The organism is Klebsiella sp. MPUS7, assembly GCF_009905335.1.
Lineage (GTDB): Bacteria > Pseudomonadota > Gammaproteobacteria > Enterobacterales > Enterobacteriaceae > Klebsiella > Klebsiella grimontii.
Genome location: NZ_CP047604.1, coordinates 4,687,028 through 4,712,460, shown reverse-complemented (window position 1 = coordinate 4,712,460; position 25,433 = coordinate 4,687,028). Strand labels below are relative to the sequence as shown.

At 54.9% G+C, this 25,433-nt stretch carries 23 protein-coding genes; 20 read left to right on the top strand and 3 right to left on the bottom strand.

The features are described 5' to 3' along the window. Positions 1-69: 69 nt before the first annotated feature. The 17 genes from frr (at position 70) to tilS (ending at position 21,275) form a co-directional block, all read left to right on the top strand. Positions 70-627 (top strand): ribosome recycling factor, encoded by a 558-nt coding sequence (gene frr / locus GUC22_RS22015; RefSeq protein ID WP_004098748.1) that lies wholly within the window; start codon positions 70-72, stop codon positions 625-627. 226 nt (positions 628-853) lie between these two features. Further along, positions 854-2,053 (top strand): 1-deoxy-D-xylulose-5-phosphate reductoisomerase, encoded by a 1,200-nt coding sequence (ispC, locus tag GUC22_RS22010; RefSeq protein ID WP_049100382.1) that lies wholly within the window; start codon positions 854-856, stop codon positions 2,051-2,053. Positions 2,054-2,295: 242 nt separating this feature from the next. Next, positions 2,296-3,054 (top strand): (2E,6E)-farnesyl-diphosphate-specific ditrans,polycis-undecaprenyl-diphosphate synthase, encoded by a 759-nt coding sequence (ispU, locus tag GUC22_RS22005; protein ID WP_004129109.1) that lies wholly within the window; start codon positions 2,296-2,298, stop codon positions 3,052-3,054. A 12-nt stretch (positions 3,055-3,066) separates the two neighbouring features. After that, positions 3,067-3,924 carry a phosphatidate cytidylyltransferase gene (gene cdsA / locus GUC22_RS22000; protein WP_004872017.1) on the top strand — a complete coding sequence of 286 codons (858 nt, stop codon included), beginning with the start codon at positions 3,067-3,069 and terminating at the stop codon, positions 3,922-3,924. An 11-nt stretch (positions 3,925-3,935) separates the two neighbouring features. Further along, positions 3,936-5,288: a sigma E protease regulator RseP gene (gene rseP / locus GUC22_RS21995; protein WP_004872016.1), complete on the top strand. Its 1,353-nt coding sequence runs from the start codon at positions 3,936-3,938 to the stop codon at positions 5,286-5,288. A gap of 31 nt (positions 5,289-5,319) precedes the next feature. Continuing rightward, positions 5,320-7,749 (top strand): outer membrane protein assembly factor BamA, encoded by a 2,430-nt coding sequence (gene bamA / locus GUC22_RS21990; RefSeq protein WP_004872013.1) that lies wholly within the window; start codon positions 5,320-5,322, stop codon positions 7,747-7,749. 130 nt (positions 7,750-7,879) lie between these two features. Further along, a complete protein-coding gene (gene skp, locus GUC22_RS21985; RefSeq protein WP_004098757.1) occupies positions 7,880-8,365 on the top strand; it encodes a molecular chaperone Skp in 486 nt (161 codons plus the stop codon). A 3-nt stretch (positions 8,366-8,368) separates the two neighbouring features. After that, complete coding sequence (gene lpxD / locus GUC22_RS21980; protein WP_082237578.1) at positions 8,369-9,394, top strand: UDP-3-O-(3-hydroxymyristoyl)glucosamine N-acyltransferase; 1,026 nt, start codon at positions 8,369-8,371, stop codon at positions 9,392-9,394. A gap of 102 nt (positions 9,395-9,496) precedes the next feature. Next, positions 9,497-9,952: a 3-hydroxyacyl-ACP dehydratase FabZ gene (fabZ, locus tag GUC22_RS21975; RefSeq protein ID WP_004098761.1), complete on the top strand. Its 456-nt coding sequence runs from the start codon at positions 9,497-9,499 to the stop codon at positions 9,950-9,952. Positions 9,953-9,955: 3 nt separating this feature from the next. Beyond that, complete coding sequence (gene lpxA, locus GUC22_RS21970) at positions 9,956-10,744, top strand: acyl-ACP--UDP-N-acetylglucosamine O-acyltransferase (protein WP_004137991.1); 789 nt, start codon at positions 9,956-9,958, stop codon at positions 10,742-10,744. Continuing rightward, on the top strand, positions 10,744-11,892 hold the full coding sequence (gene lpxB / locus GUC22_RS21965) for a lipid-A-disaccharide synthase (RefSeq protein WP_004137990.1): 1,149 nt from the start codon (positions 10,744-10,746) through the stop codon (positions 11,890-11,892). Before lpxA ends, lpxB begins: the two co-directional genes overlap by 1 nt. Then, positions 11,889-12,485 carry a ribonuclease HII gene (rnhB, locus tag GUC22_RS21960; RefSeq protein WP_004137987.1) on the top strand — a complete coding sequence of 199 codons (597 nt, stop codon included), beginning with the start codon at positions 11,889-11,891 and terminating at the stop codon, positions 12,483-12,485. Before lpxB ends, rnhB begins: the two co-directional genes overlap by 4 nt. Before the next feature lie 38 nt (positions 12,486-12,523). Then, the gene (gene dnaE, locus GUC22_RS21955; protein ID WP_004137985.1) at positions 12,524-16,006 is read left to right on the top strand and encodes a DNA polymerase III subunit alpha; all 3,483 of its coding nucleotides are present in this window, start codon (positions 12,524-12,526) and stop codon (positions 16,004-16,006) included. Positions 16,007-16,018: 12 nt separating this feature from the next. Next, positions 16,019-16,978, top strand: a complete 960-nt coding sequence (gene accA / locus GUC22_RS21950; RefSeq protein ID WP_004137983.1) for an acetyl-CoA carboxylase carboxyl transferase subunit alpha — start codon at positions 16,019-16,021, stop codon at positions 16,976-16,978. A 335-nt stretch (positions 16,979-17,313) separates the two neighbouring features. After that, positions 17,314-19,452: a lysine decarboxylase LdcC gene (locus tag GUC22_RS21945; protein WP_131930750.1), complete on the top strand. Its 2,139-nt coding sequence runs from the start codon at positions 17,314-17,316 to the stop codon at positions 19,450-19,452. Between the two features lie 62 nt (positions 19,453-19,514). Next, positions 19,515-19,904 (top strand): VOC family protein, encoded by a 390-nt coding sequence (locus GUC22_RS21940; protein WP_004137980.1) that lies wholly within the window; start codon positions 19,515-19,517, stop codon positions 19,902-19,904. A gap of 69 nt (positions 19,905-19,973) precedes the next feature. Further along, the gene (gene tilS / locus GUC22_RS21935; protein WP_024360361.1) at positions 19,974-21,275 is read left to right on the top strand and encodes a tRNA lysidine(34) synthetase TilS; all 1,302 of its coding nucleotides are present in this window, start codon (positions 19,974-19,976) and stop codon (positions 21,273-21,275) included. A gap of 15 nt (positions 21,276-21,290) precedes the next feature. Here tilS and rof read toward each other — a convergent pair whose 3' ends face one another. Both rof and GUC22_RS21925 read right to left on the bottom strand, forming a co-directional pair. Next, complete coding sequence (rof, locus tag GUC22_RS21930; RefSeq protein WP_082237575.1) at positions 21,291-21,551, bottom strand: Rho-binding antiterminator; 261 nt, start codon at positions 21,549-21,551, stop codon at positions 21,291-21,293. Further along, a complete protein-coding gene (locus GUC22_RS21925) occupies positions 21,538-21,738 on the bottom strand; it encodes a YaeP family protein (RefSeq protein WP_004098778.1) in 201 nt (66 codons plus the stop codon). The genes rof and GUC22_RS21925 overlap by 14 nt, the downstream gene beginning before the upstream one ends. 196 nt (positions 21,739-21,934) lie before the next feature. Here GUC22_RS21925 and GUC22_RS21920 point away from each other — a divergent pair, with 196 nt between their 5' ends. Genes GUC22_RS21920 through nlpE form a run of 3 tightly spaced genes read left to right on the top strand, consistent with a single transcriptional unit; the run spans position 21,935 to position 23,630 of the window. Next, a complete protein-coding gene (locus GUC22_RS21920) occupies positions 21,935-22,480 on the top strand; it encodes a YaeQ family protein (protein ID WP_004137974.1) in 546 nt (181 codons plus the stop codon). After that, a complete protein-coding gene (arfB, locus tag GUC22_RS21915) occupies positions 22,477-22,890 on the top strand; it encodes an alternative ribosome rescue aminoacyl-tRNA hydrolase ArfB (protein WP_004137972.1) in 414 nt (137 codons plus the stop codon). The genes GUC22_RS21920 and arfB overlap by 4 nt, the downstream gene beginning before the upstream one ends. A gap of 41 nt (positions 22,891-22,931) precedes the next feature. Next, positions 22,932-23,630: an envelope stress response activation lipoprotein NlpE gene (gene nlpE / locus GUC22_RS21910; protein WP_098140354.1), complete on the top strand. Its 699-nt coding sequence runs from the start codon at positions 22,932-22,934 to the stop codon at positions 23,628-23,630. Between the two features lie 64 nt (positions 23,631-23,694). Here nlpE and proS read toward each other — a convergent pair whose 3' ends face one another. After that, entirely contained in the window at positions 23,695-25,413 is a 1,719-nt protein-coding gene (gene proS, locus GUC22_RS21905) for a proline--tRNA ligase (protein ID WP_049085791.1), read from the bottom strand. Positions 25,414-25,433 lie beyond the last annotated feature (20 nt).

The following is a 25,433-nucleotide window of genomic DNA, read 5'->3' as shown; positions in this document are numbered from 1 at the left end:
ATACTTAGCTCACTTTTGCAGTGGGCGACCGTCTGGTCTGTCTGAGACAAGTTTTCAAGGATTCGTAACGTGATTAGCGATATCAGAAAAGATGCTGAAGTACGCATGGACAAATGCGTCGAAGCGTTCAAAACCCAAATCAGCAAAATACGCACGGGTCGTGCTTCTCCCAGCCTGCTGGATGGCATTATCGTGGAATACTACGGCACGCCGACCCCGCTGCGTCAGCTGGCTAGCGTAACGGTAGAAGACTCCCGCACTCTGAAGATCAACGTCTTCGATCGCTCCATGAGCCCGGCCGTTGAAAAAGCGATTATGGCTTCCGACCTCGGTCTGAACCCAAGCTCTGCGGGTAGCGATATCCGCGTTCCGCTGCCGCCGCTGACCGAAGAACGTCGTAAAGATCTGACCAAAATCGTGCGTGGCGAAGCTGAACAAGCGCGCGTTGCCGTACGTAACGTTCGTCGCGATGCCAACGATAAAGTCAAGGCGCTTCTGAAAGAGAAAGAGATCAGCGAAGATGACGATCGCCGCTCTCAGGAAGATGTGCAGAAAATGACTGACGCTGCTATCAAGAAAGTTGATGCGGCGCTGGCGGATAAAGAAGCGGAACTGATGCAGTTCTGATTCTCTGCCGACACGCAGCTCTGAGCATTGCCCTGCGTAAAATCTGAAACGCCGTACAGGAGACCGTACGCTCAATTTTCGGGATTGCGTTTAGACGACTGGCCTTGTAGCCTTTGGCGCCAAGTCAAAGGCTCGGCGCCTCCGCTCTATTATCCGATAATTGATGCATAAGGGTTTGCTGGCGGCGTTTTGCTTTTTATCCTGTCTTCATTTTTCTGGACGCCTCATGAAGCAATTAACCATTCTTGGTTCGACCGGTTCTATCGGCTGCAGCACGCTGGATGTGGTGCGCCATAATCCTGATAGCTTTTCTATCACCGCGCTGGTCGCCGGGAAAAATGTCGACCGTATGGTTGAACAATGCCTGGAATTCTCCCCTCGTTACGCGGTAATGGACGATGCGCACAGCGCGGAGCTGCTGCGGGCAAAACTGCGCGAGCAGGGTAGCCGTACGGAAGTCATGAGCGGTCAGCAGGCGGCGGCTGAGGTGGCGGCGCTGGACGAGGTTGAGCAGGTGATGGCGGCGATTGTCGGCGCAGCGGGCCTGGTGCCGACGCTTGCAGCCATCCGCGCGGGTAAAACGGTACTGTTGGCGAACAAAGAGTCGCTGGTGACCTGCGGTCGTCTGTTTATGGAGGCCGTGCAGCAGTACGGCGCACGATTGTTACCGGTTGATAGCGAGCATAATGCGATTTTTCAGAGTATGCCGGAACCAATTCAACATAATCTCGGATACGCTGATTTAACCCAGAACGGCGTGGCGTCGATTCTGCTCACCGGTTCCGGCGGTCCTTTCCGGGAAACGGCGATTTCTGAACTGGCGGCGATGACGCCCGATCGGGCATGTAAGCATCCAAACTGGTCGATGGGGCGCAAAATATCTGTCGATTCGGCCACCATGATGAATAAGGGGCTGGAGTATATCGAAGCCCGGTGGCTGTTTAACGCCTCTGCGGAGCAAATGGAAGTTCTGATCCATCCGCAATCGGTGATTCATTCGATGGTGCGCTATCAGGACGGCAGCGTCCTCGCCCAGCTTGGCGAGCCGGATATGCGTACGCCGATTGCCCACACGATGGGCTGGCCAAAACGCCTTAATTCTGGGGTGAAACCGCTGGATTTCTGTCAATTGAGTCACCTGAGCTTCTCGGCGCCGGATTATGGGCGCTATCCCTGCCTGAAGCTGGCCATGGAGGCTTTTGATGTCGGTCAGGCGGCGACCACGGCGCTGAACGCGGCGAATGAAGTGTCGGTCGCGGCGTTTTTGAACGGTGATATTCGCTTTACCGATATTGCGGCGATAAACCAGTCGGTGCTGGATCTGCAGGCGCTAAATGAGCCGCAAAGTATTGATGAAGTACTGGCTATTGATGCGATGGCCCGGGTAAGCGCAGGTCAGCTCCTGGCCGCGCGGCGCAAATTCTGATACTCGTTGTGATATTTGTGGGCGCTGTGCTTCAGTGATATAGTCTGCGCCATCCGATCGTTGCATTTTGTTGTGAAAGATTACGGTGGCCGTGGCAAGACACGGCTTTTTTGCGTAAAGCTTTTGGTTGTTCTCTGCGATTGGCCGTAGCTCCGGTACCGGATAAAAATGCGTATCCAGCGCTGACCGGTGGCCCGTGTTTAGTAGCTTAGCTAATCCTTATTATGGACTTAAAACGCGTTATGTTGTCTGCTAATCAAACTGTCAGCGAAATGTTGCCTGCGCATGGGTGCCGTCATGTGGCCATTATTATGGATGGCAACGGGCGTTGGGCAAAACGGCAAGGAAAGATCCGCGCCTTTGGCCATAAAGCCGGCGCAAAATCTGTTCGTCGCGCCGTTTCTTTCGCGGCGAATAATGGTATTGAAGCGTTGACGTTATACGCGTTCAGCAGTGAAAACTGGAATCGCCCGGCGCAGGAAGTCAGTGCGCTGATGGAGCTATTTGTCTGGGCGCTGGATAGCGAAGTGAAAAGTCTGCACAGGCATAATGTGCGCCTGCGTATCATTGGCGAGACCACGCGCTTCAACGCGCGTCTCCAGGAACGTATTCGCAAAGCCGAGGCGCTGACGGAGAACAACACCGGTTTGACCCTGAATATTGCTGCGAACTATGGCGGCCGCTGGGATATCGTTCAGGGCGTACGTCATCTGGCCAAACAGGTACAAGACGGGTTGCTTCAGCCCGAGCAAATCACAGAAGAGATGCTGAGCCAGCAGGTCTGTATGCATGAACTGGCTCCCGTAGATTTAGTTATTAGGACCGGGGGAGAGCATCGCATTAGTAATTTTTTGATTTGGCAAATTGCCTATGCCGAACTTTACTTTACGGATGTTCTTTGGCCCGATTTCGCTGAACAGGACTTTGAAGGTGCACTCCATGCCTTTGTTAATCGAGAGCGTCGCTTCGGCGGCACTGAACCGGGCGGCAACAATGCCTGATGGGGGTCACTTTTGCTGAAGTATCGCCTGATTTCTGCTTTCGTCTTAATTCCCGTGGTGATAGCGGCGCTTTTTTTGCTGCCGCCCGCGGGTTTTGCCATCGTTACGCTAGTCGTCTGCATGCTTGCCGCGTGGGAGTGGGGGCAATTTAGCGGCTTCACTTCAACGACGCAGAGAGTCTGGCTGTCAGTGCTTTGCGGTCTGCTGCTGGCGCTGATGCTATTCCTGATGCCGGAATATCATTATGACGTTCATCAACCGCTGGTTGAGGGGGCGCTATGGGCATCATTTGGCTGGTGGGTCGTCGCGCTGCTTCTGGTGCTGACCTATCCCGCTTCAGCGGCTTTCTGGCGCCATTCAAAAACGCTACGTCTGATTTTTGGCGTCCTGACCATCGTGCCGTTTTTTTGGGGCATGCTGGCGCTTCGGGCCTGGCATTACGCCGATGACCATTACAGCGGCGCGCTGTGGTTGCTGTACGTGATGATTCTGGTCTGGGGCGCGGATTCTGGCGCTTATATGTTCGGTAAAATGTTCGGTAAGCATAAGCTGGCGCCGAAGGTTTCTCCGGGCAAAACCTGGCAGGGTTTTTTCGGCGGTCTGTTAACGGCAGCGGTTATCTCCTGGGCTTACGGCTGGTGGGCTCATCTGGATGTGACGCCGATGGTGCTGCTGGTATGTTCCATTGTCGCGGCCCTGGCCTCGGTACTTGGCGACCTGACCGAGAGTATGTTTAAACGCGAAGCTGGCATTAAAGATAGCGGAAATCTGATCCCCGGACACGGCGGTATTCTCGATCGTATCGATAGCCTGACCGCTGCGGTGCCCGTGTTTGCTTGCCTACTCTTGTTGGTTTTCAGGACGATTTGACGGAAGGTTTTATGCTGAGCGTTCTCTGGAATTTGGCTGCTTTTATTATTGCCCTGGGCGTGCTGATTACCGTCCATGAATTTGGCCATTTCTGGGTTGCTCGCCGCTGTGGTATCCGCGTTGAGCGTTTCTCTATCGGCTTTGGTAAAGCGCTTTGGCGCCGTTTTGATAAGCAGGGAACGGAGTTTATTATCGCCCTTATTCCGTTGGGCGGTTACGTCAAAATGCTCGACGAACGCGTTGAGCCCGTGGCGCCAGAGATGCGTCACGCCGCATTTAACAACAAAACCGTTGGTCAGCGCGCCGCCGTTATCGCCGCAGGGCCCATCGCGAACTTCCTTTTTGCCATTTTTGCCTACTGGCTGGTCTTTATTATCGGCGTCCCGGGCATTCGTCCGGTCGTTGGCGACATAACGCCCAACTCGATCGCCGCGCAAGCACAAATTGCAAAAGGAACGGAACTTAAAGCGATAGATGGCATCGAAACGCCTGATTGGGATGCAGTACGGATGGCGCTGGTGGCGAAGATAGGCGATCGGCAAACAATAGTTACCGTCGCCCCTTTCGGGACCAATCAACGCCAGGATAAAATCCTCGATCTGCAGCACTGGGCGTTCGAGCCGGATAAACAAGATCCGGTTGCCTCATTGGGCATTCAACCCCGCAGCGCGCAGATTGATACCGTCCTGGCTGAAGTACAATCTGGCTCGGCGGCGCAGAAGGCGGGTTTGCAAGCGGGCGACAGGATCGTTAAAGTCGATGGTCAACCGTTAACGCAGTGGATGACGTTTGTTAATCTGGTGCGTGATAATCCGGGTAGGGCATTAGTTCTGGACATCGAGCGGCAGGGGAGTCCCTTGTCGGTGACCTTGACGCCGGACACGAAGTCTACCAAAGGCAAAGCTGAGGGGTTTGCAGGGGTCGTACCTAAGGTCATCCCGCTGCCTGATGAATATAAGACAGTGCGTCAGTACGGGCCGTTTGCCGCCATCGCTCAAGCCACGGATAAAACCTGGCAGCTGATGTCGTTAACGGTCAGGATGCTGGGCAAATTGATAACCGGTGATGTCAAACTGAACAACCTCAGCGGGCCGATTTCTATCGCCCAGGGGGCTGGGATGTCAGCGGAATTTGGGCTGATTTATTATCTGATGTTTCTTGCGCTGATCAGCGTGAACCTTGGAATAATCAACCTGTTCCCGCTTCCCGTTCTTGACGGGGGACATCTGCTGTTTTTGGCGATTGAAAAGCTGAAAGGCGGACCGGTATCCGAGCGAGTTCAAGACTTTAGTTATCGCATTGGCTCAATATTGCTGGTGCTGTTAATGGGGCTTGCACTTTTCAATGATTTCTCTCGGTTGTAAGAGAGTTTGTTAGGAAGAACGCATAATAACGATGGCGATGAAAAAGTTGCTCATAGCGTCGCTGCTGTTTAGCAGCGCAACCGTATACGGTGCTGACGGGTTCGTGGTGAAGGACATTCATTTCGAAGGCCTTCAGCGTGTCGCTGTTGGTGCGGCCCTCCTCAGTATGCCAGTGCGTCCTGGCGATACCGTAACCGATGATGATATCAGTAACACCATCCGTGCTCTGTTTGCCACCGGCAACTTTGAGGACGTTCGCGTCCTGCGCGATGGTGATACCCTGCTGGTGCAGGTGAAAGAGCGTCCAACGATTGCCAGCATCACTTTCTCCGGTAACAAGTCGGTGAAAGATGACATGCTCAAGCAAAACCTTGAGGCATCCGGCGTACGCGTAGGGGAATCCCTCGATCGCACCACGCTTGCTGATATCGAAAAGGGGCTGGAGGATTTCTACTACAGCGTCGGTAAGTACAGCGCCAGCGTTAAAGCTGTCGTGACGCCGCTGCCGCGTAACCGTGTCGACCTGAAGCTTGTCTTCCAGGAAGGCGTCTCGGCGAAAATCCAGCAGATCAATATCGTCGGCAACCATGCATTCAGCACCGATGAACTGATTTCGACCTTCCAGCTGCGCGATGAAGTGCCGTGGTGGAACGTGGTTGGCGATCGTAAGTATCAGAAACAGAAGCTTGCAGGGGACCTTGAAACGCTGCGCAGCTACTATCTGGATCGCGGCTATGCTCGTTTCAACATTGACTCCACGCAGGTGAGCCTGACGCCGGACAAGAAAGGCATCTACATCACCATCAACATTACCGAAGGCGATCAGTACAAGCTTTCCGGTGTGCAGGTGACGGGTGACCTGGCGGGGCATTCGGCAGAAATCGAAGCGCTGACCAAAGTTGAGCCGGGCGAGCTGTATAACGGCACCAAAGTGACCAAAATGGAGAATGACATTAAGAAACTCCTCGGTCGCTACGGCTATGCCTATCCGCGCGTTCAGTCCCAGCCGGAAATCAGCGATACCGATAAAACCGTGAAGCTGCACGTTAACGTCGATGCGGGCAATCGTTACTACGTGCGTAAAATTCGCTTCGAAGGCAACGATACCTCGAAAGATGCCGTTCTGCGTCGCGAAATGCGTCAGATGGAAGGCGCCTGGCTGGGTAGCGACCTGGTCGATCAGGGTAAAGATCGTCTGAACCGTTTAGGCTACTTTGAGACGGTTGATACCGATACGCAGCGCGTGCCGGGCAGCCCGGATCAGGTTGACGTGGTCTACAAGGTTAAAGAACGTAACACCGGTAGCTTTAACTTCGGCGTCGGTTACGGTACGGAAAGCGGCGTCAGCTTCCAGGCCGGCGTTCAGCAGGATAACTGGCTCGGTACCGGCTATTCCGTTGGGATTAACGGCACCAAAAACGACTATCAGACCTATACTGAACTGTCGGTGACGAACCCGTACTTTACCGTGGATGGCGTTAGCCTCGGCGGTCGTGTGTTCTATAACGACTTCGACGCTAACGATGCGGACCTGTCTGACTATACCAACAAAAGCTATGGTACAGACATTACGCTGGGCTTCCCGGTCAACGAATACAATACGTTGCGCGCGGGTCTGGGCTATGTGCATAACAAGCTGTCCAATATGCAGCCTCAGGTATCCATGTGGCGTTATCTGAATTCGATGGGGCAGTACCCGGACAACACGAACGACAGAAACTCGTTCAGCGCTGACGACTTCACCTTCAACTACGGCTGGACGTACAACAAGCTCGACCGCGGCTTCTTCCCGACGGAAGGTTCACGCGTCAACCTGAATGGTAAAGTGACGATCCCGGGATCGGATAACGAATACTATAAAGCGACGCTGGATACCGCGACCTATGTACCGATCGATGACGATCATAAATGGGTCATGTTGGGTCGTACCCGCTTTGGTTATGGCGATGGTCTGGGCGGTAAAGAGATGCCGTTCTATGAGAACTTCTACGCCGGCGGCTCAAGCACCGTGCGTGGCTTCCAGTCCAATACTATCGGTCCGAAAGCGGTTTACTTCCCGGCCAGCAGCCGTCATGACGACGACGACAGCTACGATAACGAATGTAAGAGCAGCGCATCTGCGCCGTGTAAGTCTGATGATGCGGTGGGCGGTAACGCCATGGCGGTTGCCAGCCTTGAGCTGATCACCCCAACGCCGTTTATTAGCGATAAATATGCGAACTCGGTACGTACTTCCTTCTTCTGGGATATGGGTACCGTGTGGGATACTCACTGGGATTCAGCCGCATATGGCGGTTACCCGGACTACAGCGATCCAAGCAATATCCGTATGTCTGCGGGTATCGCAGTACAGTGGATGTCGCCGTTAGGGCCGTTAGTATTCTCCTACGCTCAGCCGTTTAAAAAGTACGATGGAGACAAAGCCGAACAGTTCCAGTTTAACATCGGTAAAACCTGGTAATGGTGTTGGCTACAATGGAATGTAAGTGCAGTTGCAGTATAGCGCTGACTATTGGCGATAACTGAGGTTATCGCCTGGCCACGCAAATAACGGTACCCCTGGGTACTCATGGGATGGTAAGGAGTTAATTGTGAAAAAGTGGTTATTAGCTGCAGGTCTGGGTTTAGCAATGGTTACTTCCGCTCAGGCGGCAGATAAAATTGCAATGGTTAACATGAACAGCCTGTTCCAACAGGTTGCCCAGAAAACAGGCGTTTCTAACACGCTGGAAAACGAGTTTAAAGGCCGCGCGAGCGAGCTGCAGCGTATGGAAGGCGACCTGCAGTCTAAAATGCAGCGTCTGCAGTCCATGAAAGCGGGCTCTGACCGTACCAAACTGGAAAAAGACGTTATGGCTCAGCGCCAGACTTTCTCCCAGAAAGCGCAGTCTTTCGAACAGGATCGCGCACGTCGTTCTAACGAAGAGCGCGGCAAGCTGGTGACTCGTATTCAGAGCGCCGTGCAGAGCGTGGCTAAAGATCAGAGCATCGATCTGGTTGTTGACTCTAATGCCGTCGCATACAACAGCAGCGATGTAAAAGACATCACCGCTGATGTGCTGAAACAGGTTAAATAAGTAATGCCTTCAATTCGACTGGCTGATTTAGCCCAGCAGTTGGATGCAGAATTACACGGTGATGGCGATATCGTCATCACCGGCGTTGCGTCCATGCAGTCCGCACAGGCGGGCGATATTACCTTCATGGTAAATCCTAAGTACCGTGAACACCTGGCCGTTTGCCAGGCATCTGCCGTTGTGATGACGCAGGATGATTTGCCTTTTGCTCATAGCGCCGCGCTGGTAGTGCGTAATCCCTACCTGACCTACGCGCGCATGGCCCAAATTCTTGATACCACGCCGCAGCCGGCCCAGGATATCGCGCCCAGCGCGGTCATCGATGCCACGGCTAAGCTGGGTAATCACGTCGCCATTGGCCCGAATGCCGTTATCGAATCCGGCGCGATCCTCGGTGATAACGTGGTTATCGGCGCCGGTTGCTTCGTTGGGAAAAATACGAAAATAGGTGCTGGCTCGCGTTTATGGGCCAACGTCACCGTTTACCACAACATTGAGATCGGCGAGAATTGCCTGATCCAGTCCAGCACGGTGATTGGCGCGGATGGCTTCGGCTATGCGAACGATCGCGGCAACTGGGTGAAGATCCCGCAGCTGGGTCGCGTGATCATCGGCGATCGCGTGGAGATTGGCGCTTGTACGACCATTGACCGCGGTGCGCTGGACGACACCGTCATCGGAAATGGCGTCATTATTGATAACCAGTGTCAAATCGCGCACAACGTAGTGATTGGCGACAACACTGCGGTTGCTGGCGGCGTCATCATGGCGGGCAGCCTGAAAATTGGCCGCTACTGCATGATTGGCGGAGCCAGCGTGATCAACGGTCACATGGAAATCTGCGATAAAGTCACCGTCACGGGGATGGGGATGGTTATGCGTCCTATCACCGAGCCAGGGGTTTACTCTTCAGGTATCCCGCTGCAGCCGAATAAGGTCTGGCGTAAGACCGCTACGCTGGTACTGAATATTGATGATATGAGCAAGCGACTCAAAGCCATTGAGCGCAAGGTTAATCAGCAAGATTAGTGCTTCATCCAGCCACATTAAATTTTCGGCCTGTTGCATTCATGAGATTGCCGCAGGCCGTGTTATTATTGCCTTTTAGGATATTTAGACAGGAAGAGTATTTTGACTACTGACACTCATACTCTGCACATTGAAGAGATTCTGGAACTTCTGCCTCACCGTTACCCGTTCCTGCTGGTCGATCGCGTGCTGGATTTTGAAGAAGGTCGTTTTCTACGCGCAGTTAAAAATGTTTCTGTAAATGAGCCGTTTTTCCAGGGACACTTCCCTGGTAAGCCGATTTTACCGGGCGTACTGATTCTCGAAGCCATGGCCCAGGCCACCGGTATTCTGGCATTCAAAAGCGTTGGAAAACTGGAACCGGGCGAGCTGTATTATTTTGCCGGGATTGACGAAGCGCGTTTCAAACGTCCGGTCGTGCCAGGCGACCAGATGATTATGGAAGTCACTTTTGAGAAAACCCGCCGTGGCCTGACTCGTTTCAAAGGCGTTGCGACGGTTGACGGAAAAGTGGTTTGCGAAGCAACGATGATGTGTGCCCGTAGCCGGGAGGCCTGATACGTGATTGATAAAACCGCCTTTATTCATCCTTCCGCCATTGTAGAAGATGGCGCCGTTATTGGCGCTAACGTCCACATTGGCCCGTTTTGTATTGTTGGCGCTAACGTCGAAATCGGCGAAGGTACCGTACTGAAGTCTCACGTTGTCATTAACGGGCATACCAAAATTGGCCGCGATAACGAGATCTATCAGTTTGCTTCCATCGGTGAAGTTAACCAGGATCTGAAATATGCTGGCGAACCGACCCGTGTGGAAATTGGCGATCGCAACCGCATCCGCGAAAGCGTCACCATTCATCGTGGCACAGTACAGGGCGGTGGATTAACGAAGGTGGGCAGCGATAACCTGCTGATGATCAACGCCCACGTGGCGCACGATTGTACGCTGGGCGACCGCTGTATTCTGGCGAATAACGCGACCCTTGCGGGCCATGTTTCGCTGGATGATTTTGTTATCATCGGCGGCATGACCGCCGTGCACCAGTTCTGCATTATTGGCGCGCACGTAATGGTTGGCGGCTGCTCAGGCGTAGCGCAGGACGTTCCGCCGTTCGTGATTGCTCAGGGCAACCACGCGACGCCGTTTGGCGTCAACATCGAAGGGCTGAAACGCCGCGGCTTCAGCCGTGAGGCGATCACAGCGATTCGTAACGCGTACAAGCTGCTGTACCGCAGCGGTAAAACGCTGGACGAAGCGAAAGCTGAGATCGCCGAGCTGGCGGCGCAGTACCCTGAAGTGCAGACATTTACCGACTTTTTTGCCCGCTCCACGCGCGGCCTGATTCGTTAATGGCTGAATCGCGTCCCCTGACGATTGCCCTGGTCGCCGGAGAAACCTCCGGCGATATTCTTGGCGCCGGTCTTATCCGCGCGCTCAAAGCCCGCATCCCTGATGCCCGCTTTGTCGGCGTTGCCGGGCCGTTGATGCAGGCGGAAGGCTGCGAGGCCTGGTATGAGATGGAAGAGCTGGCGGTGATGGGCATTGTGGAAGTGCTTGGTCGCCTGCGTCGGCTGCTGCATATTCGCGCCGATCTCACCCGTCGATTGACCGAGCTCAAGCCGGACGTGTTCGTCGGCATTGATGCGCCTGACTTCAATATTACCCTCGAAGGTAATCTGAAGAAGCAGGGCATCAAAACTATTCATTACGTTAGCCCGTCGGTATGGGCATGGCGGCAAAAACGCGTTTTCAAAATTGGCAGATCCACCGATCTGGTACTGGCATTCCTGCCTTTCGAAAAAGCGTTTTATGACAAATTTAACGTTCCCTGCCGGTTTATCGGCCACACGATGGCGGATGCGATGCCGCTGGATCCGGACAAAGGCGCGGCGCGCGACCGTCTGGGAATCGATCGTAACGTGCACTGCCTGGCGCTACTGCCGGGAAGCCGCGGGGCGGAAGTTGAGATGCTCAGCGCCGATTTCCTGAAAACGGCGCAGATCCTGCGAGAGTATTACCCCGATCTGGAAGTGGTGGTCCCACTGGTCAACGCGAAGCGGCGGGAACAGTTCGAGCGTATAAAAGCGGAAACGGCGCCGGATCTTGCCGTACATCTACTGGATGGCCGGGCCCGCGATGCGATGATCGCCAGCGATGCCGCGCTGCTGGCTTCCGGAACGGCTGCGCTGGAATGTATGCTGGCTAAGTGTCCGATGGTCGTTGGCTATCGGATGAAGCCGTTTACCTTCTGGCTGGCGAAACGGCTGGTTAAAACCGACTATGTATCGCTGCCGAATTTACTGGCCGGGCGTGAACTGGTTAAAGAACTGCTGCAGGATGAATGTCGGCCGCAGGCGCTGGCCGAGGCGCTGAAGCCGCTGCTGGCCGACGGTAAAACCAGCCACGATATGCATGAAACCTTTCGCGCGCTGCATCAGCAGATCCGCTGCAACGCTGATGAGCAGGCGGCGGATGCAGTACTGGAGTTAGCAAAATGATGGAGTTCGTTTATCCGCATACCCATCTGGTTGCGGGAGTCGATGAAGTCGGGCGCGGTCCGCTGGTTGGCGCGGTGGTGACTGCCGCGGTTATTCTCGATCCGGCAAAGCCGATTTTGGGCCTTGCCGACTCGAAAAAGCTCAGCGAAAAGCGGCGCCTTGCGCTATTCGACGAGATCAAAGAAAAAGCGCTGTGCTGGAGCCTCGGTCGCGCGGAGCCGCATGAAATCGATGAGCTGAATATTCTACATGCGACCATGCTGGCCATGCAGCGCGCAGTTGCGGGCTTGGGCATTTCCCCTGAGTTTGTTCTTATTGATGGTAACCGCTGTCCGCCGCTGCCTGTACCTTCACTGGCGGTCGTTAAAGGCGACAGCCGAGTGGCGGAAATCAGCGCCGCGTCTATTCTGGCTAAAGTGACGCGAGATGCTGAAATGGCCGTGCTGGACCGGGAATTCCCGCAGTACGGCTTTGCGCAACATAAAGGTTATCCCACCGCTTTTCATCTGCAAAAGCTGCTGGAACATGGCGTAATCGAGCAATACCGGCGCAGCTTTGGCCCGGTGAAGCGCGCGCTGGGCCTGGCGTCCTGAACCGACACGCAAGCAATTAAGTAACGCGGAATCTGAAGATGGCTGAACCACGTTTCGTACACCTGCGGGTGCACAGCGACTATTCCATGATCGATGGTCTGGCGAAAACCGGACCGTTGGTAAAAAAGGCGGCCGCGCTCGGCATGCCTGCGCTGGCGATCACCGATTTTACCAACCTTTGCGGACTGGTGAAGTTCTACGGAGCGGGACACGGCGCCGGAATTAAACCCATCGTAGGGGCCGATTTCCACGTCCAGAGCGATCTGCTTGGCGATGAACTGAGCCAGCTGACGGTACTGGCCGCTAACAACGCTGGCTATCAGAATCTGACGCTGCTGATCTCCAAAGCTTATCAGCGCGGCTACGGCGCGGCGGGCCCGATTATCGATCGCGACTGGCTGATCGAATTAAAAGAAGGGCTGATTTTGCTCTCCGGCGGGCGTATGGGCGACGTGGGTCGTAGCCTGCTGCGCGGCAACATGGCGCTGGTGGATCAGTGCGTTGATTTTTATGAACAACATTTCCCTGACTGCTATTTTCTTGAGCTGATTCGCACCGGCCGTCAGGATGAAGAACCCTATCTGCATGCGGCGGTGGGGCTGGCGGAAACCCGGGGCTTACCGGTGGTGGCGACCAACGATGTTCGCTTCCTTGAGCCGGGTGACTTCGACGCCCATGAAATCCGCGTGGCTATCCATGACGGTTTTACCCTCGACGATCCTAAGCGCCCGCGCAACTACTCGCCGCAGCAGTATATGCGCAGCGAAGAGGAAATGTGCGAGCTCTTTTCCGATATTCCCGAAGCGCTGCAAAACACCGTGGAGATCGCCAAACGCTGTAACGTGACCGTGCGCCTTGGTGAGTACTTCCTGCCGCAGTTCCCGACCGGGGATATGACCACCGAAGATTATCTGGTCAAGAAATCCAAAGAGGGTCTGGAAGAGCGCCTGGAATTCCTGTTCCCCGATCCGGATGAGCGGACGAAACGCCGCCCTGAATATGATGAACGCCTGGACATTGAGCTGCAGGTAATTAACCAGATGGGGTTCCCTGGCTACTTCCTGATCGTTATGGAATTTATCCAGTGGTCGAAGGATAACGGCGTGCCGGTAGGGCCGGGACGTGGCTCCGGCGCCGGATCGCTGGTCGCCTATGCGCTAAAAATTACCGACCTCGATCCGCTGGAGTTCGACCTGCTGTTCGAACGTTTCCTTAACCCGGAACGTGTCTCCATGCCCGACTTCGACGTTGACTTCTGTATGGAGAAGCGTGACCAGGTGATTGAACACGTCGCGGACATGTACGGTCGCGATGCGGTATCGCAGATTATTACCTTCGGTACCATGGCGGCGAAAGCGGTTATCCGCGACGTTGGCCGTGTGCTGGGCCATCCGTACGGCTTTGTGGACCGCATTTCCAAGCTGGTGCCGCCTGACCCGGGTATGACGCTGGCGAAAGCGTTTGAAGCCGAGCCGCAGCTGCCGGAAATTTATGAGGCGGACGAAGAGGTTAAAGCGCTGATCGACATGGCGCGTAAGCTCGAAGGGGTCACCCGTAACGCCGGTAAACATGCGGGTGGGGTGGTGATCGCGCCAACTAAAATTACCGATTTTGCCCCGCTTTACTGCGACGAAGCGGGCCAGCATCCGGTTACCCAGTTTGATAAAAACGACGTTGAATATGCCGGGCTGGTGAAGTTCGACTTCCTCGGCCTGCGTACGCTCACCATCATTAACTGGGCGCTGGAGATGATCAACGCCCGCCGCGAGAAGAACGGCGAGGGGCCGCTGGATATCGCCGCGATCCCGCTCGACGATAAAAAAAGCTTCGATATGCTGCAGCGTTCGGAAACCACCGCCGTTTTCCAGCTTGAATCGCGCGGTATGAAGGATCTGATCAAGCGTCTGCAGCCCGACTGCTTCGAAGATATGATCGCGCTGGTGGCCCTGTTCCGTCCGGGGCCGCTGCAGTCGGGGATGGTGGATAACTTTATCGACCGTAAGCACGGTCGCGAAGAGATATCGTATCCGGACGTGCAGTGGCAGCACGAATGCCTGAAACCGGTACTGGAGCCAACTTATGGCATCATCCTGTACCAGGAACAGGTCATGCAGATTGCCCAGGAGCTTTCCGGCTATACCCTCGGCGGCGCGGATATGCTGCGTCGTGCGATGGGTAAGAAAAAGCCGGAGGAGATGGCTAAGCAGCGCGGCACCTTTGAAGAAGGGGCGAGGAAGCGCGGTGTAGACGGTGAGCTGGCGATCAAAATCTTTGACCTGGTGGAGAAATTCGCCGGTTATGGCTTTAACAAATCGCACTCCGCCGCTTATGCTTTAGTGTCCTATCAGACGCTGTGGCTAAAGGCGCACTATCCGGCCGAATTTATGGCAGCGGTGATGACCGCGGATATGGATAACACCGAGAAAGTCGTCGGTCTGGTGGATGAGTGCTGGCGGATGGGGCTGAAAATCCTGCCGCCGGATATTAACTCCGGCCTGTATCATTTCCACGTTAACGACGATGGCGAAATCGTTTATGGTATCGGCGCGATCAAAGGCGTCGGCGAAGGCCCGATAGAAGCGATCATTGAAGCCCGTAATCAGGGCGGCTATTTCCGCGAACTGTTTGATCTCTGCGCGCGAACGGATATTAAAAAGCTCAACCGCCGGGTGCTGGAAAAACTGATTATGTCCGGGGCGTTCGACCGCCTCGGGCCACATCGCGCGGCGTTAATGAATTCACTGGGCGATGCGCTGAAGGCCGCCGATCAGCACGCCAAAGCCGAAGCCATCGGCCAGGCGGATATGTTCGGCGTGCTGGCGGAAGAGCCGGAGCAAATCGAGCAGTCCTACGCCAACTGTCAACCGTGGCCGGAACAGGTGGTGCTGGATGGCGAAAGGGAGACCCTGGGGCTGTATCTGACCGGGCACCCGATTAACCAGTATTTGAAAGAGATCGAGCGCTACGTTGGCGGCGTACGACTCAAAGACATGCATCCGACCGATCGTGGTAAAGTGACCACGGCGGCCGGGCTCGTTATTGCCGCGCGGGTCATGGTCACCAAGCGCGGCAATCGTATCGGCATCTGTACGCTGGATGACCGTTCCGGGCGTCTGGAGGTGATGTTGTTCACCGACGCCCTGGATAAATACCAGCAATTGCTGGAAAAAGACCGCATACTTATCGTCAGCGGACAGGTCAGCTTTGATGACTTCAGCGGGGGGCTTAAAATGACCGCCCGTGAAGTCATGGACATTGACGAAGCCCGGGAAAAATATGCTCGCGGGCTTGCTATCTCGCTGACGGACAGGCAAATTGATGACCAGCTTTTAAACCGACTCCGTCAGTCTCTGGAACCCCACCGTTCGGGAACTATTCCAGTACACCTCTATTATCAGAGGGCGGATGCACGCGCGCGGTTGCGTTTTGGCGCAACATGGCGCGTCTCTCCGAGCGATCGTTTACTTAACGATCTGCGTGGCCTGATCGGCTCGGAGCAGGTGGAACTGGAGTTTGACTAATACAGGAATACTATGAGTCTGAATTTCCTTGATTTTGAACAGCCGATTGCAGAGCTGGAAGCGAAAATCGATTCTCTGACAGCGGTAAGCCGCCAGGATGAGAAACTGGATATTAACATCGATGAAGAAGTGCATCGCCTGCGTGAAAAAAGCGTAGAGCTGACGCGCAAGATCTTCGCCGATCTTGGTGCATGGCAGGTTGCGCAACTGGCTCGCCATCCACGTCGCCCATACACCCTGGATTATGTCCGCCTGGCTTTCGACGAATTCGACGAACTGGCCGGTGACCGCGCCTACGCTGACGATAAAGCTATCGTTGGCGGCATTGCGCGTCTGGACGGGCGTCCGGTGATGATTATCGGCCACCAGAAAGGGCGCGAAACCAAAGAGAAAATTCGCCGCAACTTCGGTATGCCGGCGCCGGAAGGCTATCGTAAGGCGCTGCGCCTGATGGAGATGGCCGAGCGCTTTAAAATGCCGATCATCACCTTCATCGACACCCCTGGCGCTTATCCTGGCGTTGGCGCGGAAGAGCGCGGCCAGTCTGAAGCGATTGCGCGCAACCTGCGTGAAATGTCGCGCCTGAGCGTACCGGTTATCTGCACCGTTATCGGTGAAGGCGGCTCCGGCGGCGCGCTGGCAATCGGCGTGGGCGATAAAGTGAATATGCTGCAGTACAGCACCTATTCCGTTATCTCCCCGGAAGGCTGCGCGTCCATTCTGTGGAAAAGCGCCGATAAAGCGCCGCTGGCCGCCGAAGCGATGGGCATTGTTGCCCCGCGCCTGAAAGAGCTGAAGCTGATTGACTCCATCATTCCTGAGCCGCTGGGCGGCGCGCATCGTAATCCGGAAGTGATGGCCGCCTCTCTGAAAGCGCAGCTGCTGGCCGATCTGGCTGATCTCGACGTTCTGAGTGAGGAAGAGCTGCTGAACCGACGCTATCAGCGTTTGATGAGCTACGGCTACGCCTGATTATCGATCTCATTTTTTATCTCTAAGGGCCGGATTTTCCGGCCCTTTTTTTATGTATTGTTGACTGAGATGAGAGGGACAAGAGCTAATGTGATTAGCGGATGATGCCGGTCTCCCCTGAAACTGCAGCAACGGCCAGGTATTGCGACCCGGCAGGCATTTAACAAGGATAAATATGCATAGCATAAAACTGTCATGTTAAGCGCCGTATCCGAGGGGATCACGTTAAGCCTGGGGCGATGCCTGGAAAGCGGTGTAATAGAGATAAATCCGCCAGTGCTTAGCGCTGGCGGGGTGCTATTATGCTTTCCTTAGGTAAATTCCAGGAGGAAAGCGTGAATATCATTGCGATCATGGGTCCCCACGGCGTCTATTATAAAGACGAACCGATCAAAGAACTGGAAGCCGCCCTGCAACGGCAAGGCTTCCAGACCATCTGGCCGCAAAATAGCGCCGATCTTTTGCAATTTATCGAGCATAATCCGCGGATCTGTGGGGTTATTTTCGACTGGGATGAATACAGCGTTGACCTGTGCAGCAATATTAATCGCTTAAATGAATACCTGCCGCTCTACGCATTTATCAACGCCCATTCGACGATGGACGTCAGCAGTCAGGACCTGCGCATGACGCTATGGTTCTTTGAATACGCGCTGGGGCTGGCGGAAGAGATCGCTACCCGCATCGGTCAATACACCCGCGAATACCTCGACAACATTACCCCGCCGTTTACCAAAGCCTTGTTCAACTATGTGCAGGAAGGAAAATATACCTTCTGTACCCCCGGGCATATGGGCGGCTCGGCTTACCAAAAAAGCCCGGTAGGCTGTCTGTTTTACGATTTCTTTGGCGGGAATACCTTAAAGGCCGACGTCTCCATATCCGTGACGGAACTGGGGTCGCTGCTCGATCATAGTGGCCCGCACCTGGAAGCTGAAGAGTATATTGCCCGAGCCTTCGGCGCCGAACAGAGCTATATGGTGACCAACGGGACCTCGACGTCGAATAAAATTGTCGGGATGTATTCCGCCCCGGCGGGCAGCACCCTGCTTATCGATCGCAACTGCCATAAATCGCTGGCTCATTTACTGATGATGAGCGATGTGGTGCCGCTGTGGCTCAAACCGACGCGCAATGCGCTGGGGATCCTTGGCGGCATACCTAAGCGCGAATTTACCCGCGATAGTATTCAGCAAAAGGTGAATACGACAGGCGGCGCCGGGTGGCCCGTGCATGCGGTGATCACCAACTCCACCTATGACGGGCTGCTGTATAACACCACCTGGATCAAAGAGACCCTCGACGTACCGTCAATCCACTTTGATTCCGCCTGGGTGCCCTACACCCATTTTCATCCGATCTATCAGGGCAAAAGCGGGATGAGCGGCGATCGCATTCCGGGGAAAGTGATCTTTGAAACGCAGTCGACGCATAAAATGCTGGCCGCGCTATCGCAGGCTTCGCTGATTCATATTAAAGGCAGCTACGATGAAGACACCTTCAATGAAGCCTTTATGATGCATACCTCGACTTCTCCGAGCTACCCGATCGTTGCCTCCATTGAAACGGCTGCCGCGATGCTGCGCGGCAATTCCGGTAGGCGGCTGATTCAGCGTTCGATTGAACGGGCGCTGGATTTTCGGAAAGAAGTGCAGCGGTTACGCGAAGAGTCTGACGGCTGGTTCTTTGATATCTGGCAGCCGGAAGAGGTGGGGGAAGCACAGTGCTGGCCGGTGTCCCCCGGTGAACAATGGCATGGCTTTCAGGATGCCGATGACGACCATATGTTCCTCGATCCGGTGAAAGTAACCATTCTGACGCCCGGTATGGACGAACAGGGCAACATGGATAGCGAAGGCATTCCGGCCGCGCTGGTGGCGAAGTTTCTGGATGAGCGCGGCGTGGTGGTTGAGAAAACCGGGCCCTACAATCTGCTGTTCCTTTTCAGTATCGGCATTGATAAAACCCGAGCGATGGGGCTGCTGCGCGGGTTAACCGAATTCAAACGCTCTTACGATCTCAATTTACGGGTGAAAAACATGCTGCCGGATCTGTACGCTGAAGATCCTGATTTTTACCGCAACATGCGCATTCAGGATCTGGCGCAGGGTATCCATCGCCTGATTCGCCAGCACCAGCTCTCGCAGCTGATGCTGAGCGCCTTTGACGTTCTGCCGGAGATGAAAATGACGCCGCATCAGGCCTGGCAGCGGCAGATTAAAGGCGAAGTGGAAACCATCGAACTGGAGAATCTGGTCGGGCGTATTTCAGCGAATATGATCTTACCGTATCCGCCGGGCGTGCCGCTGCTGATGCCCGGTGAGATGATCGTCGAGGAGAGCCGGGCGGTGCTCAATTTTCTATTAATGTTGTGCTCCATCGGCCGCCACTATCCAGGCTTCGAAACCGATATCCACGGCGCGAAACGCGATGAAGATGGCGTGTACTGGGTTCGAGTCTTAAAAAATGACTAAGCGCTTGCGCAATAACGAACTGAACGAGTAACGTTGTTGGCTTCAACGGGAGGAGTTTGAGCATGCTAGGTTTAAAACGGGTTCACCATATCGCCATCATTGCAACGGATTATGCAAAGAGTAAAGCGTTCTACTGCGACATTCTGGGGTTCACCCTGCAGGGCGAGTTTTACCGTGCAGAGCGTGATTCATGGAAGGGCGATCTGGCGCTGAATGGCGAATATGTTATTGAACTGTTTTCTTTCCCGTTTCCTCCTGCGCGCCCGAGCCGCCCTGAAGCCTGCGGGTTACGCCATCTGGCGTTTAGCGTCGACGATGTTGATGCCGCCGTTGCCCATCTTGAGGCGCATGGCGTAGCCTGTGAAGGCGTTCGTATCGACCCCTTCACCGGTAAGCGATTCACGTTTTTTAACGATCCGGACGGTCTACCGCTGGAGATTTATCAGCAGTAATTCTTGTCAGAGCGTGTTCTGCCGGGTAACGTGCCGGACACGCTTTCCTCAGTTAGTACTCTCATGATGATGATCCCAGATATTGCGCAAACGCTCCGACCGCATCGCCAGTTTTTAGTGGCCTTTAGCGGCGGCCTGGATTCGAGCGTGCTCTTATATCGCCTGGTTCGCTGGCGCGAACAGGATCCCACCGTTCAGCTGCGGGCGATGCATATTCACCACGGGCTCAGCGTGAACGCTGACGATTGGGTGGCGCACTGCCGGCTAATATGTCAGCAGTGGCAGGTGCCGCTTTTGGTTGAACGGGTGGTCCTCGCCGATGAGGGGCTGGGGATTGAGGCCCATGCGCGTCAAGCGCGCTATCAGGCTTTCCGTTCAGCGCTGCTGCCTGGCGAAGCGCTGGTGACCGCGCAGCATCTTGACGATCAGTGTGAAACCTTCCTGCTGGCGCTTAAGCGGGGGAGCGGTCCCACCGGGCTCTCGGCAATGGCCTGCGAGTCCGATTTTGCCGGAACGAAACTGCTGCGTCCGCTGCTTAACGAAAGTCGCGACTCTCTGCACCGGTGGGCGATAGCCCATCAGCTCAGCTGGATTGAAGACGAAAGTAACCAGGACGACGCCTACGATCGCAATTTTCTCCGCCTGCGGATTGTTCCGCTGCTTAACGCCCGCTGGCCGCACTTTGCCGAGGCCGTGGCGCGCAGCGCCAGCCTGTGCGGCGAACAGGAACGACTGTTGGATGAAATGCTGGCGGCGGAGCTGGCAACGCTGGTGGCTGAGGATGGCGCGTTGGCTATCGAACCGTTGACGGCCATGAGCGCTCCGCGTCGGGCCGCGCTGCTGCGCCGCTGGCTGGCTGGATTCAATGCGCCAATGCCTTCGCGCGAGGTGCCGGAGCGTATCTGGCGTGAAGTGGCGATGGCGCGCGAGGATGCTTTTCCCTGCCTGCGGCTTGGGCAATTTACCGTCCGTCGCTTCCAGCAGCGGCTGTACTGGGTGAAATATCTCCCCGGCCAGAGTGAAACGGTACTGGCGTGGCCCGATATCGCTAAGCCGCTGCCGTTACCCGGCGGCCTGGGTGAACTGAGGTTCCTGCCCGGCGGCCCGTTACGCGGCCCGCGCCAGGACGAAGCGGTAACCATTCGCTTTCGCGCCAGCGGTCATCTGCATATCGTCGGTCGCCACGGTGGCCGTAAGCTGAAGAAAATCTGGCAGGAGCTGAACGTTGCTCCCTGGCGGCGCGATACCACGCCGCTGCTGTTTTACGGCGAAACACTAATCGCCGCAGCCGATGGTCTGTTTATTACCGTCGATGGGAAAGTTCAGGAAGGTGAAGGCGTGCAGTTGATATGGATGAAAACGGGCGGCTGAGCCACCCGTTTTGCTTCAGGACTCGCTGACCACTACCGTACCGATTTCCGGATGGCTGAAGCTGGCGATTTTATCCAGGCGCACCTCGCGAACGTCGCCGGCGAGCTCCACGACCAGATACTCGATATTTTTGCGCGAGATAAGATCGTTGGCCTTCGCTTGCAGCTGTTCGCCATCTTTGAGCTCCAGCGCCAGGACCAGATGGTTCTGACAGGCAAGTTCGAGGTTGTCATAATCATCGCAATTGATGGGTTGATAAGTATCATTCATTGACATAATCGCTCACCAGTAAGTTTGCCGCCGCATATGCGGCCTTTTCCCTGACTGACTCAGCAAGGGCCTGATCCGCCGCAACCTCATTCAATACTTTCAACACGCAACCTAGCGCATCCGGGATATACCCAAGGTCCCCGCTGGCTATTTCCGCATACCGCTTGCGTATTAACTCACAATATTTGTCCACATGCCCTCCTGTCAGCGTTCTGACTTAACCGTGGGATGTAAGTTTAAGCCTACGAAGATAAACTCTGTTTAGCAAGGTGACTATACCATAGTCATTTAAGCAATATCAGCAGGATGAAAGGGGATCCTGCGATTGCTGACAGCCTTTTGCCGCCAGTTTCGCTACAATGTACGCCATTTTTATCAGGAGTTTCCTCATGGCGCTGAAAGCGACGATTTATAAAGCGACGGTGAACGTGGCCGACCTGGACCGCAACCAGTTTCTGGATGTCAGTTTGACCCTTGCCCAGCATCCGTCAGAAACCCAGGAGCGTATGATGCTGCGCTTGCTGGCGTGGATTAAATACGCCGACGAGCGTCTGCAGTTTACCCGCGGTTTGTCTTCCGATGATGAAGCTGAACTCTGGCTGCTAAACGATCATTTGGGCGTTGATCTGTGGATCGAACTGGGGCTGCCGGACGAGCGGCGGATTAAAAAAGCCTGCTCGCGGGCGCAAGAGGTCGCGCTGTTTGCCTATAATAGTCGGGCGGCAGAAATCTGGTGGCAGCAAAATAAAAGTAAAATGGCACAGTTTTCAAAGCTGACCGTATGGTATTTAGATGATACTCAGCTGGCGCAGCTCAGTGCTTTTGCCGATCGGACGATGTCGCTACAGGCGACTATTCAGGACGGCGGTATCTGGTTATCAGACGCTAAGAATAATCTTGAAATTCATTTAACGGCCTGGCAAACATCCGCATGATTACGATTAGCCGCAGCGTGATGATTGCGGATGATGAGGTTTCACTTTCCGGAATACGCGCGCAGGGGGCGGGCGGTCAGCACGTCAATAAGGCATCGACGGCTATTCATTTGCGCTTTGATATTAAAGCATCGAGCCTGCCTGAGTTTTATAAGGAACGCCTGCTGACTTCCAGCCATCACTTAATTTCTGCCGATGGTGTGGTTATCATTAAGGCTCAAGAATATCGCAGCCAGGAGATGAATCGTGAAGCGGCGATTGCGCGCCTGGTTGCCTTAATACAAGAATTAACCGCAGTACAGAAAAGTCGTCGGGAGACGCGACCGACCAGAGCGTCGAAAGAGCGCCGGCTTGCCTCAAAGGCGCAAAAATCTTCAGTTAAAGCGCTGCGTGGAAAAGTTCGCCATTAAGGGCATGGCGAACCGGTGGAATGGATGATAAGGAATTTACAGTGAAGAAAATCGTGTTTTCAGTCGTGGCGGCCTGTTCGCTTTTTGCGTTATTCGGCTGCAACCATCGTGCGGAGATGGAAACGTTACAACCGGCGCCGATGGAAGAGCTAAAGCCGATGCAGCAGAGCTGGCGCGGCGTGCTGCCGTGCGCAGACTGCGAAGGTATCGAAACCTCGCTCTTTCTTGAGAAAGACGGCACCTGGGTGATGAATGAGCGATATCAGGGCGTCAGGCGCGAGCCCTCCTCTTTTGCTTCATACGGTACCTGGGCGCGCACGGCCGATAAGCTGGTGCTGACCGACAGCAAAGGCGAGAAATCTTACTATCGGGCGAAAGGCGACAAGCTGGAAATGCTCGATCGCGACGGTAATCCCATCGAGTCAACGCTGAACTATACGCTGGAATCCGTCAAAGCCAGCCTGCCCATCACGCCGATGGCGATGCGCGGCATGTACTTTTATATGGCGGATGCCGCGACCTTTACCGATTGCGCAACCGGCAAGCGGGTGGCAGTCGCGAATAATGCGCAGCTCGAGCGTGATTATGCCGCGGCGCGCGGAACGGATACTCGTCCGGTGCTGCTGGTGGTCGAGGGGCACTTTACGCTGGAAGCGAATCCGGATAACGGCGAGATGGTAAAAACGCTGATGGCGGATAAAAATATTAAATTTATTCCAGGCAAAGACTGTAATCAGTAATGGTTTTCCGTGGAAAAAGAAAGGCCTCGCATAAGCGAGGCCTTTTTGCATTCAAAGATGATTGTTAACCTTTGATAGCGTTAACCAGGTAGTTCACGATATCACCGGTTTTAATCAGCTGCTTCTCGCCGCTGCGACGATATTTATATTCGATATCGTCGTTGTCGAGGTTGCGGTCGCCCAGCACGATAGTGTGCGGAATACCGATAAGCTCCATATCGGCGAACATCACGCCCGGACGCTCTTTACGGTCGTCCATCAGCACGTCGATACCCAACGCGGTTAGCTCAGCATACAGCTTCTCGGCCAGCTCCTGTACGCGGTAGGATTTATGCATGTTCATCGGCAGAATCGCAACCTGGAATGGGGCGATAGCTTCCGGCCACAGGATCCCGCGATCGTCAAAGTTCTGCTCAATGGCTGCTGCCACCACGCGAGTCACCCCGATGCCGTAGCAACCCATGGTCAGGATCTGGTTACGGCCATCTTCGCCCTGGACAGAGGCTTTCATCGCTTCAGAGTACTTGGTACCCAGTTGGAAGATGTGGCCCACTTCGATACCGCGTTTAATCAGCAGCGTCCCTTTGCCGTCCGGGCTCGGGTCGCCCGCCACCACGTTACGGATATCAGCCACTTCTGGGGTCGCGACATCGCGATCCCAGTTGATGCCGAAGTAGTGTTTACCGTCGATGTTGGCGCCTGCGGCAAAATCGCTCATTGCGGCAACGGTACGGTCAATAACTACCGGAATCGGCATGTTAACCGGGCCTAGAGAACCGGGGCCCGCCTGCACCAGCGCGCGGATCTCTTCTTCGGTGGCGAAGGTTAGCGGGCTGGCGACCTGCGGCAGCTTTTCCGCTTTAACTTCGTTCAGCTCATGATCGCCGCGAACCAGCAGGGCAATCAGCGGAGACTTGCTGTCTTCTACCGCTTTCACCAGTAGGGTTTTCACCGTTTTCTCAATCGGCAGATTGAACTGCTCAACCAGCTCGGCGATGGTTTTGGCGTTCGGCGTATCGACCAGGGTCATTTCCTGAGTAGCGGCAGCGCGCGGCTCTTTCGGCGCAACGGCTTCGGCGAACTCGATGTTGGCCGCGTAGTCTGAAGAATCAGAGAAGATCACGTCATCTTCACCGCTCTGCGCCAGCACCTGGAATTCGTGGGATGCGCTACCGCCGATAGAACCGGTGTCAGCCTGTACCGCGCGGAAATCCAGGCCCATACGGCTGAAGATTTTGCTGTACGCGGCGTACATTGCGTCGTAGGTCTCCTGCAGAGATTCCTGAGAAGTATGGAAAGAGTAAGCATCTTTCATCAGGAATTCACGGGAACGCATCACGCCGAAACGCGGGCGCACTTCATCACGGAACTTGGTCTGGATCTGATAGAAGTTCAGCGGCAGCTGTTTGTAAGAGCTCAGCTCGTTACGAATCAGGTCGGTGATCACTTCTTCATGAGTCGGGCCGAGCACGAACGGACGTTCGCCACGGTCAGCAATGCGCAGCAGTTCCGGGCCGTACTGTTCCCAACGACCACTCTCTTGCCACAGTTCAGAGGGCTGAACTACCGGCATTAACACCTCGATGGCACCGGCGTTATTCATCTCTTCACGCACGATGTTCTCGACTTTTTTCAGGACGCGCACGCCGGTCGGCAGCCAGGTGTATAACCCGGAGGCCAGCTTGCGGATCATCCCGGCGCGCAGCATCAGCTGATGGCTGATAACCTCGGCGTCGGCAGGTGTCTCCTTCAGAGTGGAGAGCAGGTATTGGCTAGTACGCATGTTGTTACGGTTCCATTTGG

Bases quoted from the DNA above. Each gene is read 5' to 3' on its own strand.
- ispC (WP_049100382.1), top strand. From the start codon at position 854: ATGAAGCAATTAACCATTCTTGGTTCGACCGGTTCTATCGGCTGCAGC.
- ispU (WP_004129109.1), top strand. From the start codon at position 2,296: ATGTTGTCTGCTAATCAAACTGTCAGCGAAATGTTGCCTGCGCATGGG.
- rseP (WP_004872016.1), top strand. From the start codon at position 3,936: ATGCTGAGCGTTCTCTGGAATTTGGCTGCTTTTATTATTGCCCTGGGC.
- bamA (WP_004872013.1), top strand. From the start codon at position 5,320: ATGGCGATGAAAAAGTTGCTCATAGCGTCGCTGCTGTTTAGCAGCGCA.
- lpxD (WP_082237578.1), top strand. From the start codon at position 8,369: ATGCCTTCAATTCGACTGGCTGATTTAGCCCAGCAGTTGGATGCAGAA.
- lpxB (WP_004137990.1), top strand. From the start codon at position 10,744: ATGGCTGAATCGCGTCCCCTGACGATTGCCCTGGTCGCCGGAGAAACC.
- rnhB (WP_004137987.1), top strand. From the start codon at position 11,889: ATGATGGAGTTCGTTTATCCGCATACCCATCTGGTTGCGGGAGTCGAT.
- dnaE (WP_004137985.1), top strand. From the start codon at position 12,524: ATGGCTGAACCACGTTTCGTACACCTGCGGGTGCACAGCGACTATTCC.
- accA (WP_004137983.1), top strand. From the start codon at position 16,019: ATGAGTCTGAATTTCCTTGATTTTGAACAGCCGATTGCAGAGCTGGAA.
- GUC22_RS21940 (WP_004137980.1), top strand. From the start codon at position 19,515: ATGCTAGGTTTAAAACGGGTTCACCATATCGCCATCATTGCAACGGAT.
- tilS (WP_024360361.1), top strand. From the start codon at position 19,974: ATGATCCCAGATATTGCGCAAACGCTCCGACCGCATCGCCAGTTTTTA.
- rof (WP_082237575.1), bottom strand. From the start codon at position 21,551: ATGTCAATGAATGATACTTATCAACCCATCAATTGCGATGATTATGAC.
- GUC22_RS21920 (WP_004137974.1), top strand. From the start codon at position 21,935: ATGGCGCTGAAAGCGACGATTTATAAAGCGACGGTGAACGTGGCCGAC.
- arfB (WP_004137972.1), top strand. From the start codon at position 22,477: ATGATTACGATTAGCCGCAGCGTGATGATTGCGGATGATGAGGTTTCA.
- proS (WP_049085791.1), bottom strand. From the start codon at position 25,413: ATGCGTACTAGCCAATACCTGCTCTCCACTCTGAAGGAGACACCTGCC.